The organism is Leifsonia aquatica, assembly GCF_014190775.1.
Taxonomy (GTDB): domain Bacteria; phylum Actinomycetota; class Actinomycetes; order Actinomycetales; family Microbacteriaceae; genus Leifsonia; species Leifsonia aquatica.
In genome coordinates this window covers 653596-669544 of sequence record NZ_JACHVP010000001.1, presented here as the reverse complement: position 1 = coordinate 669544, position 15949 = coordinate 653596, and the positions used below count along the sequence as shown (strand labels likewise).

Annotated in this window: 14 protein-coding genes; 6 read left to right on the top strand and 8 right to left on the bottom strand. The window is 70.8% G+C overall.

Annotated features, from left to right (window positions below):
• Positions 1-23: 23 nt before the first annotated feature.
• The 3 genes from FHX33_RS03175 (at position 24) to FHX33_RS03165 (ending at position 2728) form a co-directional block, all read left to right on the top strand.
• Entirely contained in the window at positions 24-800 is a 777-nt protein-coding gene (locus FHX33_RS03175) for a glycosyltransferase family 2 protein (protein ID WP_338091996.1), read from the top strand.
• Positions 801-897: 97 nt separating this feature from the next.
• On the top strand, positions 898-1773 hold the full coding sequence (locus tag FHX33_RS03170; RefSeq protein ID WP_039922525.1) for a fumarylacetoacetate hydrolase family protein: 876 nt from the start codon (positions 898-900) through the stop codon (positions 1771-1773).
• A gap of 43 nt (positions 1774-1816) precedes the next feature.
• Positions 1817-2728, top strand: a complete 912-nt coding sequence (locus tag FHX33_RS03165; protein WP_021763398.1) for an alpha/beta fold hydrolase — start codon at positions 1817-1819, stop codon at positions 2726-2728.
• 11 nt (positions 2729-2739) lie between these two features.
• Here FHX33_RS03165 and FHX33_RS03160 read toward each other — a convergent pair whose 3' ends face one another.
• From FHX33_RS03160 to FHX33_RS03140, 5 genes are all read right to left on the bottom strand, one after another.
• Positions 2740-4278, bottom strand: a complete 1539-nt coding sequence (locus tag FHX33_RS03160; protein WP_039922526.1) for an aspartate ammonia-lyase — start codon at positions 4276-4278, stop codon at positions 2740-2742.
• 203 nt (positions 4279-4481) lie between these two features.
• Positions 4482-5882, bottom strand: coding sequence for an aldehyde dehydrogenase family protein (locus FHX33_RS03155; RefSeq protein ID WP_021763396.1), 1401 nt, complete (start codon positions 5880-5882; stop codon positions 4482-4484).
• 9 nt (positions 5883-5891) lie between these two features.
• Positions 5892-6575: a tRNA (guanosine(46)-N7)-methyltransferase TrmB gene (gene trmB / locus FHX33_RS03150; RefSeq protein ID WP_021763395.1), complete on the bottom strand. Its 684-nt coding sequence runs from the start codon at positions 6573-6575 to the stop codon at positions 5892-5894.
• A gap of 52 nt (positions 6576-6627) precedes the next feature.
• Positions 6628-6957 carry a DUF4190 domain-containing protein gene (locus tag FHX33_RS03145; RefSeq protein ID WP_021763394.1) on the bottom strand — a complete coding sequence of 110 codons (330 nt, stop codon included), beginning with the start codon at positions 6955-6957 and terminating at the stop codon, positions 6628-6630.
• A 94-nt stretch (positions 6958-7051) separates the two neighbouring features.
• On the bottom strand, positions 7052-8377 hold the full coding sequence (locus FHX33_RS03140; RefSeq protein WP_021763393.1) for an NCS2 family permease: 1326 nt from the start codon (positions 8375-8377) through the stop codon (positions 7052-7054).
• On the opposite strand from FHX33_RS03140, the gene FHX33_RS21335 reads away from it, so the two are divergent.
• Entirely contained in the window at positions 8367-8537 is a 171-nt protein-coding gene (locus tag FHX33_RS21335; protein WP_021763392.1) for a hypothetical protein, read from the top strand. The genes FHX33_RS03140 and FHX33_RS21335 overlap by 11 nt on opposite strands.
• Before the next feature lie 93 nt (positions 8538-8630).
• On the top strand, positions 8631-9908 hold the full coding sequence (locus FHX33_RS03135) for a uracil-xanthine permease family protein (protein ID WP_021763391.1): 1278 nt from the start codon (positions 8631-8633) through the stop codon (positions 9906-9908).
• A 136-nt stretch (positions 9909-10044) separates the two neighbouring features.
• Here the strand turns inward: FHX33_RS03135 and FHX33_RS03130 are convergent, their stop codons facing one another.
• From FHX33_RS03130 to FHX33_RS03120, 3 genes are all read right to left on the bottom strand, one after another.
• Positions 10045-10386 carry a hypothetical protein gene (locus FHX33_RS03130; protein WP_021763390.1) on the bottom strand — a complete coding sequence of 114 codons (342 nt, stop codon included), beginning with the start codon at positions 10384-10386 and terminating at the stop codon, positions 10045-10047.
• Positions 10383-11597: an inorganic phosphate transporter gene (locus FHX33_RS03125; RefSeq protein WP_179699380.1), complete on the bottom strand. Its 1215-nt coding sequence runs from the start codon at positions 11595-11597 to the stop codon at positions 10383-10385. The genes FHX33_RS03130 and FHX33_RS03125 overlap by 4 nt, the downstream gene beginning before the upstream one ends.
• A 132-nt stretch (positions 11598-11729) precedes the next feature.
• Positions 11730-14300, bottom strand: coding sequence for a DEAD/DEAH box helicase (locus FHX33_RS03120; protein WP_021763586.1), 2571 nt, complete (start codon positions 14298-14300; stop codon positions 11730-11732).
• 73 nt (positions 14301-14373) lie between these two features.
• On the opposite strand from FHX33_RS03120, the gene FHX33_RS03115 reads away from it, so the two are divergent.
• Positions 14374-15903 (top strand): molybdopterin-dependent oxidoreductase, encoded by a 1530-nt coding sequence (locus tag FHX33_RS03115; protein WP_420870862.1) that lies wholly within the window; start codon positions 14374-14376, stop codon positions 15901-15903.
• Positions 15904-15949 lie beyond the last annotated feature (46 nt).

The window sequence follows — 15949 nt, the reverse complement described above, 5'->3', positions numbered from 1 at the left end:
ACCGGTCGGACGAGGTGGGAGGGGTGACGCCAGAAGTGCCCACGATCACCGTCGTCATCCCGGCCCTCGACGACGCGGAGATGCTCCGGCGCAGCCTCGGCGACCTCGCGACGCAGCTGCGTCCGGCCGACGAGATCATCGTCGTCGACAACGGCAGCACCGACGACACGGCGGCCGTGGCCCGCGCCGCCGGCGCCCGCGTCCTGGAGCAGCCCGTGCGCGGCATCTGGCCCGCGGCCGCTACCGGCTACGACGCGGCCACCGGCGACATCATCGCCCGCATCGACGCCGACTCCCGCCCGCCCGTCGACTGGCTCCTGCACATCGAGGCCGAGTTCGTGGACGCCCCCGAGATCGGCGTGCTCACCGGCCCGGGCGTCTTCTACGACGGCAACCCGTTCGTCGCCGGCCTCGGCCAGGTGCTCTACATCGGCGGCTACTTCTGGTCGATGGAGATCTGGCTCGGGCATCCCCCGATCTTCGGCTCCAACTTCGCCATGCGCCGGGAGGTCTGGGCCGACGCTCGCAGCCGCGTCCACCGCGACCTCCGCGAGGTGCACGACGACCTCGATCTCGCCTTCCACCTCGACCCCGGCGTGATCGTGCGCTACGACGAGCGGCTCACGGTCGGGATCTCGGCGCGCCCGTTCTCGACCTGGCACGGTTTCGGCCGGCGGCTCTCCTGGGCGTTCGGGACGCTGTGGATGCACCTGCCGGAGGAGTCGCCGTGGCGGCGGCGCGCTGCCCGCCGCCGCTGGCGCGAGGAGCACGCGGAGGACGCGACCGGCGCGGTGGCCTGAACGCTCTCTCACGTTCGACACCGCGTCGACCGGACAGCCTTCGAACCGACTGCCTGTCGAGTACCGCGGCCCCCTCCTCCCCGATAGGTTGGAGGGTGTGAGATTCTCGCACCTCAGCACCACCCCCGACGCGACGCCGCGCCTGGCCGCCGTCGTGGCCGACGGCGCCCTCTTCCTCGACGAGGTCATGCCCGACGCCCCGCGCGACCTCCAGGACCTCATCGAACGCGGGGAGGGCGCCCTCGAGCAGGTGCGCTCCATCGTCGACGAAGCGGTCGCGACCGGTCGTCCGCTCGCCCCGGTGACGGAGCTGCGGCACGCCTCGGCCGTGCTGCGACCCCCGCAGGTCATCGCGATCGGCGCCAACTACGCGGCCCACGCCTCGGAGCTCAAGCTGCGCAGCGAGAAGGCGGCGACCGTGTTCTCGCTCTGGCCGAACTCGCTCGCCGGGCACGGCGGCACCACCTCCTGGCCCGAGGACCTCACCACGCAGGTGGATTACGAGGCCGAGCTCGGCGTGATCATCGGGCGCCCGGCGCGCAACGTCTCCGCCCGCGACGCCCTCGACTACGTGTGGGGGTACACCGTGGTCAACGACATCACGGCGCGCGACCTCCAGTTCTCCGAGGCGCAGTGGTCGCGCTGCAAGTCGTTCGACGGCTTCACCCCCAACGGGCCCGTCGTCGTCACCGCCGACGAGGTCGCCGACCCGCAGGATCTGTGGCTCACCACCAATGTCGACGGCACCATCCTGCAGGACGCCTCGACGGCCGACATGGTGCGCTCGGTGGCGCAGATCATCGAGTTCCTCTCGCACTCCGCGACCATCCAGCCGGGCACCCTGATCTCGACCGGCAGCCCGGGCGGCGCCGGCTACTCGCGCACGCCCCCGGTGTTCCTCCGCGACAAGTCCACCGTGACCGTCTCCATCGGCGGGATCGGCTACCTGACGACCTACTGCCGCGTCACGTGACGCGGTGACTGCAATCACGCCCGCCGTCGGCTAGCGTGAATGCATGTCCATCGGAGAGCGCCGGCCCGGCATCACGGGAGACGGCGGCGAGGCCGCACGTCTCGACGCCGCTCTGCCTGACATCGACTGGTCGATCGCGCCCGTCGGCACGGTCTTCTCGCGCTTCGCCGCGCCCAGTGGTGAGCTGGCGGTCGCCTCCCTCGGCGACCCGGCGGACCCGCGCGTCGTCATGGTGCCGGGAGCGACCGGGTCGAAGGAGGACTTCTACCTCCTCGCCCCCATCCTGGTCGCCGCCGGCTACTACGTGCAGAGCTACGACCTCGCCGGGCAGTACGAGTCGGCTGACGCCGGGCCTCCCCCGGGCGGTCACTACACGTACGACCTGCTGGTCTCGGACTTCGTCGCGTTCCTCCTCGACGGCGGCGCGGCGCACGTGCTCGGTTACTCCTTCGCCGGCATCGTGGCGCAGCTCGCGCTGGTCGAGCATCCCGAGCTGTTCCGCTCCCTCACGCTGCTGACGACGCCGCCGGAGCCGGGGCAGGCCTTCCGCGGCGTGCGGGTGATCGGCTGGCTCAGCTGGCTCCTGAACGGGCACCAGGGCGCGGGGCTGATGATCTGGGGCATCGTCACGAACAAGAACAAGGTCCCGCCCAGCCGTCTCGCCTTCGTGCGCTCCCGCTTCGACCTGACGCGGCGGTCCAGCGTGGATGACATGGTCGGCCTGATGAAGCGCGTGCCGGACGTGCGCGCCCGCGTCGCCGCGAGCGGCATCCCGGTGCTGGTGGCAACGGGCGACCACGACCTGTGGCCGACGCCTCTCCACGCCGCGAACGCGGACGCACTCGGCGCACGCCTCGCCGTCTACCGCACCGGGCACAGCCCGTGCGAGACGGCGCCCCACCAGCTCGGGCGCGACATGATCGCCCTGTTCCGCGAGGCGGACGCGCGCGCCTGAGCGCCCGGGCGCTAGTCCGTCGCCGCCTCCACGTCGATCACCGGGATGGCCGTGGTGACGGTCTCCAGTCCGCTCAGGCGGGCCGGCGAGAGCAGGCGGGTGACCTCCTCGCGGCTCATCAGCTTCGCGTCCACCACGAGGTCGGCCACGTTGTGGCCGGTCAGCAGCGCCGACTTGGCGAGGGCGGCCGCGGCCGCGTAGCCGATGTGCGGGGTGAGTGCGGTGATGACGCCGACCGACGAGCCGACCATCGCGCCGAGCCGCTCCACGTTGGCCGTGATGCCGTCGACGCAGTTGACGCGCAGGGTGTGGAAGGCCTGCGTCATCCACGTGATGCTCTGCAGCAGCGAATGGGCGATGACGGGCTCGAACGCGTTGAGCTGCAGCTGACCCCCCTCGGCCGCCATCGTGACGGTGACGTCGGCGCCGGCGACGGAGAAGGCCACCTGGTTGACGACCTCCGGGATGACCGGGTTGACCTTGCCCGGCATGATGCTGGACCCGGCCTGGCGCGGCGGGAGGTTGATCTCGCCCAGCCCCGCCTGCGGGCCCGAGGAGAGCAGCCGGAGGTCATTGCAGATCTTCGAGAGCTTGATCGCGCTGCGCTTGAGCGAGCCGGAGAACGACATGAACGCGCCCGCGTCGCTGGTCGACTCGATCAGGTCGGGCGCGGATTCGAGGTTGAGACCGGTGATCGCGTTGAGATGGCGCACCGCGGCGGCCGCGTATCCCGGGTCGGCCGTGATACCGGTGCCGATGGCGGTCGCACCGAGGTTGATCTCGGCGAGCAGCCACTTGGTCTCGGTGAGACGCGCGTGGTCCTCCGTGAGCGTGGTGGCGAAGCCGTGGAACTCCTGGCCGAGGGTCATCGGGACGGCATCCTGCAGCTGGGTGCGGCCTACCTTCAGGATGTGCCGGAACTCCTCCCCCTTGCTCGCGAACGAGTCGCGCAGCAGGGCCAGCTGGTCGAGGAGATGGGCGAGAGCGAACGTGAGCGCGATCTTGATCGCCGTCGGGTACGTGTCGTTCGTGCTCTGGCTGCGGTTGACGTCGTCGATCGGGCTGAGCGTCGCGTAGTCGCCCTTCGGCCGGCCGTCGAGCTCGAGCGCGACGTTGGCGATGACCTCGTTGGCGTTCATGTTCGTCGACGTGCCGGCACCGCCCTGCATGACGCCGACCACGAACTGGTCGTGGAAGCGGCCGTCGATGATGAGCTGGCAGGCGCGGTCGATCAGGTCGGCCTTGTGCGGCTCCAGGACGCCGATCTCGAGGTTGGCGCGAGCGGCCGCCTGCTTGACGCTGGCGAGCGCGACGATCAGATCGGGGTAGACCGAGATCGGTCGCTTGGCGATGGAGAAGTTCTCGAGCGCACGGGAGGTGTGCACGCCCCAGTAGGCGTCGGCCGGGATCTCACGGCTGCCGAGCGAGTCGGTCTCGGTGCGGGTCGGCCCGGTCGCCGCGCTCGGATCGGGCACGTCGGACACGTTCTCCGAGGCGTCGACGATCGACGCCGGGATCACGGGAACGGGCTGGGTCTGGGGATCATCCATCATGGTTGGCGGGTTCACGGTTGGCACCGTTGCCTCTCGTTGTGCGGTTGGCTCGCCGGACGGACCGGCGCGGGGGTGTCGGCCGTTCGTGGCCGCCGACAGCACCAACCTACCGCGGGGCCCTGGAGGCGCGGTGGACGATCCGTCTCGAATCCGAGACACCGCCGAGCGAGCTGCTCGTGCGTGCCCGCTCGGCCGGCCGCTCAGCCCAGCTTGCGCAGGAGGCCGCGGGCGAAGCGGTCCTTGCCCTCCGTGTACGGCGGGTAGATCAGCTTCATCGTGTCGGGTGCGAGCGGCTTGCTCAGCACGGCCTTCTCGTGACTGAAGACCCGCAGCGACCGCTCGCCGTGATAGGCGCCGGCCCCGCTCTCCCCCACGCCGCCGAACGGCAGTCCGCCGACGGCGAGGTGCGCCGCCGGGACCCCGAAGCCCACCGCTCCGGAGCTCGTCTCGGTCAGGATGCGGCGGCGCACGGCGGCGCGCTCGGTGAAGGCGTAGAGCGCGAGCGGCTTGTCGCCCGCCCGGATGAAGCGGATCGCGTCGTCGAGGCCGGTCACCGGCACGATCGGGAGGATGGGGCCGAAGATCTCCTCCGCCATCACGGCGGCGTCGCGCGGCACGTCGGTGAGCACCGTCGGGGCGAGATAACGGCTCGCCGCATCCTGACCGCCTCCGACCGCCGTGGTCCCGGCGCCGTCGAGGAGGCCGGCCAGCCGCGTGAACTGGCGGTCGTCGACGATGCGCCCGTAGTCGGGGCTCTGCGCCGGGTCGTCGCCGTACAGCTCGCGGATCGCGACGCGCAGCGCGTCGGCCAGCCGCGCGGCGACCGACGACGTCGCGAGGACGTAGTCGGGGGCGACGCAGGTCTGCCCGGCGTTCATGAACTTGCCCCAGGCGATGCGGCGCGCGGCGGCCGCGATGTCGACCGAGTCGTCGACGTAGACCGGCGACTTGCCGCCGAGCTCGAGGGTGACCGGCGTGAGGTGCTCGACGGCCGCGGCGGCCACGATGCGGCCGACCCGGCCGTTCCCGGTGAAGAAGATGTGGTCCCAGCGGAGCGCGAGCAGCTCGGTCGTCTCGGGCACCGCACCCTCCACGACCGCGACCGCCCGCGTGTCCAGGTACTGCGGGATGAGACGCGCCATCGCGGCGGAGGTGGCCGGAGCGAGCTCCGACGGCTTCAGCACGACCGCGTTCCCGGCCGCCAGCGCCCCGACGAGCGGGGCGAGCAGCAGCTGCACCGGGTAGTTCCAGGGCGCGATGACGAGCACGACGCCGACCGGCTCCAGCATCGTGAAGGCCTTTCCGGGGAGCAGGGCCCCGGGAACGCCCACGCGCTTCGGCCGCAGCCAGCGGCGCAGGTTGCGGAGCATGTGGTCGATCTCGCCGACGACGAAGCCGATCTCGGCGATCTGCGACTCCGTCGGGTTCTTCGCGAGGTCGGCGAGGAGCGCGTCCTCCAGCTCCGCGGCACGCTCGGTGAGCAGTCTCCGGAGGGCGCGCAGCTGCGCCACCCGCCAGGCGAGGGGCGTGGTCGCCCCGCTGTCGAAGGTCGTGCGCAGAGCGTCGGCGGTCTGCCCGATGGCGGTGAGCCCAGTGGTCATGCGCCCATCCTACGGACGAGGGCGGTACTCCAGGTCGAAGATCGCGTGGCCCAGCTTCTCTCCGCGCCGCTCGAACTTCGTGACGGGGCGGTCCTCCGGGCGCGGGACGAAGTGCGCGTCACCCGCGACGTTCACCAGCGCGGGCTCGGCGTCGAGCACCTCGAGCATGTGCTCGGCGTACGGTTCCCAGTCGGTCGCGAGCCGCAGCACGCCGTCGGACGAGAGCGCCGGGAGGATGATCTTCACGACGTCCGGCTGCACGAGCCGCCGGCGGTGGTGGCGCACCTTCGGCCACGGGTCGGGGAAGAAGATCAGCACCTCCGCCACGCTGCCCGCGGCGAGCCCGGTGTGGAACACCTCCACCGCGTCGTGCCGCACCACCCGGATGTTCGTGAGCCCGCGGTCGCGCATCCCGGCGAGCACACGACCGACACCGGCACCGTGCACTTCCACGCCGAGGAAGTCGCGCTCGGGATGCCGCTCGGCGAGGGTGAGCAGGTTCTCACCGTTGCCGAAGCCGATCTCGACCGTGCGCGGCGCCGTGCGGCCGAAGATCGCGTCCAGGTCGAGGGGCGAGCCGTCGAAGTCCACGCCGTAGTCGGGCCAGAGCTCGTCGATCGCGCGCTGCTGCGCTTCGGTCTTCCGTCCGCGCACGACGTAGCTGTGCGGGCGGACGAGGTGAGGCTGTTCCATCCGTCCATTCTCTCAGGCGATGAGCGCCGCCCTGATCAGAGCGCCTCCCGCGTCAGAGGAAGGCGAACGGCAGGAAGGTCAGGCCGAGGCCGATGCCGGCGAGCGCGAGCACGAGGCCGAGGAGGACACCGAACAGCATGAGCGCGTTCAGCACGATCCCCCAGACGGCGAAGGTCCGGCCGAGCGGTTCGCGGCCGAGCGCGATGATGCCGACGACCAGGCCCGCGATCGGGGCGACGAAGGTCCAGCCGAACACGATCGAGGCGAGGCCGAGCACGAAGCTCGTGACGCTGAGGGTGCGGTAGTCCGCCGAGTTGGTCGGGGCCGCGGTCTGCGGGTAAGCGTGCGGGGAACTCGGGCTCTGCGTGTCCGTGCTGGTCATGCGTCCAGTCAAGCGGGCGGCGTGTTTCGCCGGTATCGGGGAAACCCCCGGATCCGGCTCGGGGGTTTCCCCGAGCCGGATCGCGCGACGCCGCCTAGTGCGGGAGGAACGCCTCGATCGGTCCGCGGGCGAAGTAGATCAGGAAGCCGGCGGCCACGACCCACAGCAGCGGGCTGATCTCGCGGGCTTTGCCCGACAGCGACCGGACCAGCACCCAGCTGATGAAGCCGACGCCGATGCCATTGGCGATCGAGTAGGTCAGCGGCATGACGATGATCGTCAGGAACACCGGCAGCACGCTCGAGAACTCGCTGAAGTCGATGTGGCGGATCTGCACGACCATGAGCGCACCGACGATGACGAGCGCCGCGGCCGCGACCTCCAGCGGGACTACCTGGGTCAGCGGGGTGAAGAACATCGCGAGCAGGAAGAGCACACCGGTGATGACCGATGCGAAACCGGTCCGGGCGCCCTCGCCGATGCCCGACGCGGACTCGACGAACACCGTGTTGGACGACGAGGAGGTCGCACCGCCGACCACCGCACCGACGCCCTCCACGATGAGCGCGGGCTGCAGGCGCGGGAACGTGCCGTCCTCCTTCGCCAGCCCGGCGCTGCGCGCGAGGCCCGTCATCGACCCCATGGCGTCGAAGAAGTTCGTGAAGACGAGGGTGAAGACCAGCATGATCGCGGCCAGCGCGCCGATGCGGCCGAAGGAGCCGAAGATGTCGACCTGGCCGACGAGGCCCAGGTTCGGCAGCGAGACGAGGGAGCTCGGGAGCTGCGGGACCGTGAGGTTCCAGCCGCCGGCGTTCTTGCCGCCCATCGACGGGCCGACCGGCCAGATGGCCTCCACGATGATCGCGACGACGGTGGCCGCGACGATGCCGATGAGCAGGGCGCCCTTGACCTTGCGGGCCATGAGCACGCCCATGATCACGAGGGCGAGCAGGAAGATCAGGGTCGGGACGGTCGCGATGGAGCCCGCCTCGCCGAGCTGCACGGGCGGCGACGACATGTTCGTGCTGCGCACGAAGCCGCTGTCCACGAAGCCGATGAACGCGATGAAGAGGCCGATGCCGACCGTGATCGCCGTCTTGAGCTGCGCCGGGACGGCGTTGAAGATCAGCTTGCGCAGGCCGGTCGCCGACAGCAGCACGATGATGAGGCCGTTGATGACGACGAGCCCCATCGCCTCCTGCCAGGTGAGCACCTGCACCACGTTCACCGCGAGGAACGAGTTGATGCCCAGTCCGGCGGCGAAGGCGAACGGCAGACGCGCCACAAGACCGAACAGCACCGTCATGACGCCCGCGCTCAGCGCGGTGACCGCGGCGACCTGTGCGCCCTGCAGCGAGTGGCCGGAGACGTCCGGCGTGCCGCCCAGGATGAGCGGGTTCAGGATGACGATGTACGCCATCGTCACGAACGTCAGCACGCCGCCGCGGACCTCGGTGGCCCAGGTCGTGCCGCGCTTGGTGATCTCGAAGAAGCGGTCGAAGCGACCCGTGGCGGTCGGCTCGGTCGGCTCGGTCGTGGAGGTCGGAGCGGAAATGATGGTCTCCCGTAGTATCTCGTAGGGCGGTTCACCGGGTGTTCACCGGATCGGACGGCCGATGGGCGCGACGCGCCGTGTACCAGCCTAATTCCAAGCCACCTACCGGAGGACACACATGGCCCTGCCCTGGACGCTGCACGGCGACGGGAAGAACGTCGGCGCCCACGAGATCGTGCTCCCCGGCGAGCGTCTCACCTGGCCCCGCACCATCGGGCTCGGCGCCCAGCACGTGGTCGCGATGTTCGGTGCGACCTTCCTCGTCCCGGTGCTCACGCACTTCCCGCCGAGCACGACGCTGCTCTTCTCGGGCGTCGGCACCATCCTGTTCCTGCTGATCACCGGCAACCGCCTCCCGAGCTACCTGGGCTCGTCGTTCGCCTTCATCGCGCCGATCACCGCCGCGACGGCCAGCAACGGGATGGGCAGCGCCCTGTTCGGGATCGTGGCCGTCGGTGTGCTGCTCGCCATCGTCGGCGGGATCGTGATCCTCACCGGCACGGGCTGGATCGACACCCTCATGCCGCCCGTCGTGGCCGGTGCGATCGTGGCCCTGATCGGGTTCAACCTGGCGCCCGCGGCGAAGAACAACTTCGTGCAGGCGCCGTGGACCGCACTCGTGACGCTGCTCGCCGTCATCCTGTGCACCGTGCTGTTCAAGGGCCTCCTGGGTCGGCTCTCCATCTTCGTCGGCGTGGCCGTCGGGTACGTCTTCGCCGCGTTCGCGGGCGAGATCGACTTCTCCGCGGTGGCGAAGGCCGACTGGATCGGGCTGCCCACCTTCGCCCTCCCGGCCAACCCGTTCGAGAACCCGGGCGCCACCTTCGGCATCCTCCCCGCCTTCCTCCCCGTCGTGCTCGTGCTCGTCGCCGAGAACGTCGGGCACATCCGCGGCGTCGCCCAGCTGACCGATCCCTCCGTCAACAAGCTCACCGGCCGCGCGCTCTTCGCGGACGGTCTCGCGACCACCGTCGCCGGCTTCTTCGGCGGTTCGGGCACCACGACGTACGGCGAGAACATCGGCGTCATGGCCGCGACCAAGGTCTATTCGACCGCCGCGTACTGGGTGGCCGGCATCGTGGCGATCCTGCTCGGCCTCTCCCCCAAGGTCGGCGCCGTCATCAACACCATCCCGGCCGGCGTGCTCGGCGGCGTGACGACGGCCCTGTACGGCCTCATCGGCATCATCGGCGTGAAGATCTGGCTCGACAACAAGGTGGACTTCTCGAAGCCCGTCAACCAGTTCACCGCGGCCACCGCGCTCATCGTCGGCATCGCGGACTTCACGCTGAACCTCGGCCAGCTGACGTTCAACGGCATCGCCCTCGGCACCATCGCCGCGATCGTCGTCTACCACCTCATGCGCACCGTCGCCCGCCTCCGCGGCACGGACTGAGCGCGGGCGCGTCCGCGGCCGCGCCCGCACCGCGCGCCCGCACCGCGAAGGGTGAGTAGTTGCGGGTAAGGGGCGCGGAATACCCGCACCAAGTCACCCCTCGCGAACCGCACAGGCAGGGCGCGCGGGGCGCGCCTCAGGAGGCGTGGAAGAAGGGGATGATCAGGTACAGGCCGTAGAGCACGGCGCAGCCGGTCAGGACGAAGCAGACGTACGCGCCGGTGAGCGCCAGGCGCTTCTGTCCAGCGGTCAGCGGGTTCTTCCTGCGGGCCTTGGCGGCCTTCCGCTGGGCCTTGGCGGCCTCCTCCGGCGTGATCACCGTGATGGCGTCCGTGAACTCCACCGGCTCGACCACGAGGGCGCGGCCGGCGACGGCCAGGAGCCGGGTGCCGAGGGCGTAGAGGCTCACGACGACGCACGCGCCGACGATGGCGGCGGCGAAGACGATGACGAACGCGACCCAGTCGATGCCGATCATGCGGACTCCTTGCGCGTGCGCTCCTTCTTGAGCGGCTTGACCTTCTTGATCTTCACGGCCCTGGCCGACGCGGCGACCTCGCTCTGACCCTGGACGGGGGCGGGCTCGACCGCGTTGTCGCTGTGCACCTGGTTGCGGCGCGACAGCCAGAAGATGAGGGTCACGACGCCGACGCCGAGCACGGTGTCGATGAGGATGCCGACGGGCCCCAGGCCGGCGATGAGGGCGGCGACGGCGCCGACGATGCCCGCGGCGGGCAGGGTGAGCAGCCAGCCGATGGCGATGCGCCCGGCGGTCCCCCAGCGCACGGACGACCCGCGGCGGCCGAGGCCGGAGCCGATGACCGATCCGGAGGCGACCTGCGTGGTCGAGAGGGCGAAGCCGAGGTGGCTGGAGGCGAGGATCGTCGCCGCGGTGCTGGTCTCGGCGGCGAAGCCCTGGGCGGGCTTGACCTCGGTGAGGCCGCGGCCGAGGGTGCGGATGATGCGCCAGCCGCCCGAGTAGGTGCCGATCGCGATGGCCAGGGCGCAGGAGACGACGACCCACAGCTCGGGCCCAGTGCCCGCGGTCTGGAGGCCGGCCGCGATGAGCGTGAGGGTGATGACGCCCATCGTCTTCTGGGCGTCGTTGGTGCCGTGCGCCAGTGCGACGAGCGAGGAGGAGAAGATCTGGCCGTAGCGGAACCCGCCGCGGCCGTCGGGCCGGCCGTCGTAGCGGCGGGTGATCCAGTAGGCGAGCTTCGTCGCGGAGTACGCGACCACGCCGGCCGTCACCGGCGCGATGAGCGCAGGCAGGATGACCTTGTCGAGCACGACGAGGAAGTCGACCGCACCGATCCCGGCGCCGACGATGGCCGCGCCGATGAGCCCGCCGAACAGCGCGTGGCTGGACGAGGACGGCAGGCCGAACAGCCACGTGACCATGTTCCACACGATCGCGCCGACCAGTCCGGCGAAGATCAGCTCCGGCGTGATCTGCACGCCGCCCGATCCCTCCTTGATGATGCCGCCGGAGATGGTCTTCGCCACCTCCGTCGAGAGGAAAGCGCCGATCAGGTTGAGGACGGCGGCCAGAGCCACGGCCACCTTCGGTTTCATCGCACCGGTCGCGATGGGGGTCGCCATCGCGTTCGCGGTGTCGTGGAAACCGTTCGTGAAGTCGAAGAACAGGGCCAGCGCGATGACCAGCACGATGATGAGGGTGAGGTCCACCGGATTCTTTCTCGTGTGGGGGATGCGATCCACCCCGATACAACCGTTCACCGGGATGTCATGCAAGTGACCTGGCGCGCGATCAAGCGACCGTGTAGATACTCACACGGCGGCGGTCCGCCGTCAAAATCGCTAGAGCCGCTCGACGCCCGTCACCCGCACCACGGCCACCCCGGCCCGGGCCGAGGCCTCGAGCAGGATGTCCGCGCTGATGCCCCAGTCGTGGTCGCCGGCCGGGTCGGCGAGGATCTGCCGCACCCGCCAGACGCCCTCGGACGCGGCGGGGGTCTCGTCCACGACGATCATCGTCGCCGAGCGCGCGGCGGCGTCGGTGAGGATCTCGTCGTGCTCCTCGTAGTAGTCCTCGAGGGCCGCATCCCACTGCTGCTCGGTGAAGGACGGCACCGCGGACTCGGCCAGCGCCGCGGCCTCCGCCTCGAGCGTCCCGAGTTCCGGCACCCGGTCGAGGGCGGCGAGCTGCACGCGTCGGAACAGCTCGTTGCGCACGAGCACGAAGAACGCCCGCCGGTTGGTGGTGACGTTGCGCGGCGCGGGAGGCGCGAGCTCGGTCGACTCGGCGGCGTGCCGGGCGGCGTCGGGGTGGATGAGCTCCTCCCACTCGTCGAGCAGGCTCGAGTCGACCTGCCTGACGAGTTCGCCGAGCCACTCGATGATGTCGCGGAGGTCCTCGGTGCGCAGGTCGAGCGGCACCGTCTGCCCCAGCGCGCGGTACGCGTCGGACAGGTACCGCAGCACGACGCCCTCGGAACGCGCGAGCTTGTAGAAGGCGATGAACTCGCCGAACGTCATCGCCCGCTCGTACAGGTCGCGCACGACCGACTTGGGGCGCAGCTCGAAGTCGGCGACCCACGGCTGGCTGGAGGCGTACGTCGCGAAGGCCTCGTGGAGCAGCTCGTCGTGCGGCTTGGGGTGCGTGACCTCCTCGAGCGCGGCCATGCGCTCGTCGTACTCGATCCCCTCGGCCTTCATGGCGGCGACGGCCTCGCCGCGCGCCTGGAACTGCTGGGCGGAGATGACCGGGCGCGGGTCGTCCAGCGTCGACTCGACGACGGAGACGATGTCGAGCGCGAACTGCGGCGACTCGGCGTCGAACAGCTCGAACGCGGCGAGCGCGAACGGCGAGAGCGGCTGGTTGAGGGCGAAGTTGGGCTGGAGGTCGACCGTGAGCCGGATCTCCCCGCCCACGTTCTCGATCACCCCGGCGGTCAGGAGCGAGCGGTACAGCTCGATCGCGCGGCGGGCGAGGGCGAGCTGCCGCTTCCACGGCTCGTGGTTGTCGAAGACGAGGGCGCGCACGTGGCCGTAGACGTCGCCCCCGCGGCCGATCACGTTGATGAGCATGGCGCTCGTGATCTGCATGGAGGAGGTGAGCGTCTCGGGCTCGGCGTCGATCAGCTTGCGGAAGGACGGCTCGCCCCAGGAGACGAAGCCCTCCGGCGCCTTCTTGCGGACGATCTTGCGCCGCTTCTTCGGGTCGTCGCCGGCCTTCTCGATCGCTTTGAGGTTCTCGCTCTCGTGCTCGGGGGCCTGCGCGACGACGGTCCCCGCGGTGTCGTATCCGGCGCGCCCGGCCCGACCGGCGATCTGATGGAACTCGCGGGCGTTGAGCTGCCGCATCCGCGTGCCGTCGAACTTGGTGAGCGCGGTGAGCAGCACGGTGCGGATCGGGACGTTGATGCCGACCCCGAGGGTGTCCGTCCCGCAGATCACGCGGAGCAGGCCGCGCTGGGCGAGCTGCTCGACGAGGCGGCGGTACTTCGGCAGCATCCCCGCGTGGTGCACGCCGATCCCCTGGCGGAGGAGGCGCGAGAGCGTCTTGCCGAACGCCGTCGTGAAGCGGAAGTCGCCGATCAGCTCGGCGATGCGGTCGCGCTGCTCGCGGTCGGCGATCTTCGCGCTGGAGAGCGACTGGGCGCGTTCGAGCGCGGCGAGCTGAGAGAAGTGGACGACGTAGATCGGCGCCTGCCCGGTGTGCAGGAGGTCGTCGATCGTCTCGTGGATGGGCGACAGCTCGTAGAAGTAGTGCAGCGGCACCGGGCGCTCGACGCCCGTGACCGTGGCGGTCTCGCGGCCGGTGCGCCGGGTGAGGTCCGCGGCGAGCGCCGTCACGTCGCCGAGGGTGGCCGACATCAGCACGAACTGGGCGTGCGGGAGGGTCAGCAGCGGGACCTGCCACGCCCAGCCGCGGTCGGGGTCGGCGTAGAAGTGGAACTCGTCCATCACGACCTGGCCGACCGGGGTGTCCTCGCCGTGACGGAGGGCGAGGTTGGCGAGGATCTCGGCCGTGCAGCAGATGATGGGCGCGTCGGGGTTCACGGCGGAGTCGCCGGTCATCATGCCGACGTTCTCGGCGCCGAAGATGTCGACCAGGGCGAAGAACTTCTCAGAGACGAGTGCCTTGATCGGCGCCGTGTAGTAGCTGCGCTCGCCGCGGGAGAGGGCGGCGAAATGCGCGGCGACGGCGACGAGCGACTTGCCGGTGCCGGTCGGCGTGCTCAGGATGAGGTTCGCGCCGGCGACGATCTCGATGACGGACTCGTCCTGCGCCGGGTAGAGCGAGATGCCTCCGGCCTCCGCCCAGGCGACGAACGTCTCATAGACGGTGTCCTCGCTCGCGGTGCCCGGGCCGGTGTGGCCGGGGATGTCGTCGACGAGGAGCCGGACGGGTGCAGGAGACGTCATGATGCCTCCAAGGCTCTCATGCCGCGCCCCGCCTTCTCTTCCGACGCACAGCCGGCGCCCCTACGCTTCGATCATGATGTCGATGCGCGCGCGGGCGGCCCTGGCCGGTGTCGCGGGCGTCGTGGCCGGCGTCGGGGCCGCCGAGCTGGTGAGCGCCTTCGTGGTGCAGGACGGCAGCCCGGTGCTCGTCGTCGGCTCGCTGGTGATCGACCTGGCTCCCGGATGGGTGAAGGAGGCCGTGATCGCGGTGTTCGGCACCGGCGACAAGGCCTTCCTGATCGCGCTGCTCGCGGTGCTGGTGCTGGCCGGAGGTGCGCTCGCCGGCTGGCTGGAGCTGCGCCGTCCGCCGTTCGGGCGGGTGCTCATCGCGGCGGGCGGCGCCGTCGGCGTGCTGGCCGCGCTGACCCGGTCCGGTGCGGGGATCGTCGACGCCGTGCCGTCGGTCCTGGCCGCGCTGGTGGGCGTCCTCGTCCTCGCCTGGCTGATCCGGCTGCTGCGCGGCACCGAGCCGACGAGGGTCGCGCCGCAGGGAGAGGTGACCAGGCGTCGTTTCGTGCTGGCCGCGTCGGGCACGGCCATTGCGGGGGCGATCGCGGTGGTCGCCGGCCAGGTCGTGGCGGCGGGCTACCGGGCCGCGGCGGCCGCCCGCGCGGCGTTCCATCTGCCGACGCCCGCGACGACGGCGCCGCCCATCCCGGCCGGGGCGTCGTTCCCCATCCCCGGCCTCTCCCCCATCGTCACGCCCGCCGCGGACTTCTACCGGATCGACACCGCCCTCCAGATCCCCGGCATCCAGCCCCAGGACTGGCGCCTGCGCATCACGGGGATGGTCGAGCACGAGGTGGAGCTGACGTACGCCCAGCTACTCGCCCTGCCGCTCGAGGAGTCGGTGACGACGCTCACCTGCGTCTCGAACGAGGTCGGCGGCGACCTCATCGGCAACGCGCGCTGGCTGGGCTACCCGATCCGGCACCTCCTGGCCCGGGCGAAGCCGACGGCGCGGGCCGACATGGTGCTCTCGCGCAGCCAGGACGGCTGGACGGCGAGCACACCGATCGAGGCGCTCACCGACGAGCGTGCGGCGATCCTGGCGGTCGGGATGAACGGCCAGCCCCTGCCGCTCGAGCACGGCTACCCGGTGCGGATGGTGGTGCCGGGTCTCTACGGCTACGTCTCGGCGACGAAGTGGGTGGTGGAGCTGCAGGTGACCCGGTTCGACGCCGTCACCTCGTACTGGACGGATCGGGGATGGTCCGAGCGCGGCCCGGTCAAGCTGTCGTCCCGCATCGACGTCCCGGCGGCGGGCCGCCAGGTGAAGGCGGGGACGGTGGCGGTGGCCGGCGTCGCCTGGTCGCAGCACGTCGGAGTGAGCGCGGTCGAGGTGCGGGTCGACCACGGTGACTGGGTCCCGGCACAGCTCGCGGACGCCATCTCCATCGACACCTGGCGGCAGTGGAAGTACGAGTGGGCCGCCGAACCGGGCACCCACACGCTGACGGTGCGCGCCACGGACGCCCGGGGAACGGTGCAGACCGCGAAGGAGCAGGACGTCGTGCCCGACGGTGCGACGGGCCTGCATACGATCACCGTCACGGTCGCCTGACCCCCCGAGGCTCTCGCGGGTCGCGGGGCGAAGCACGATACTGGGA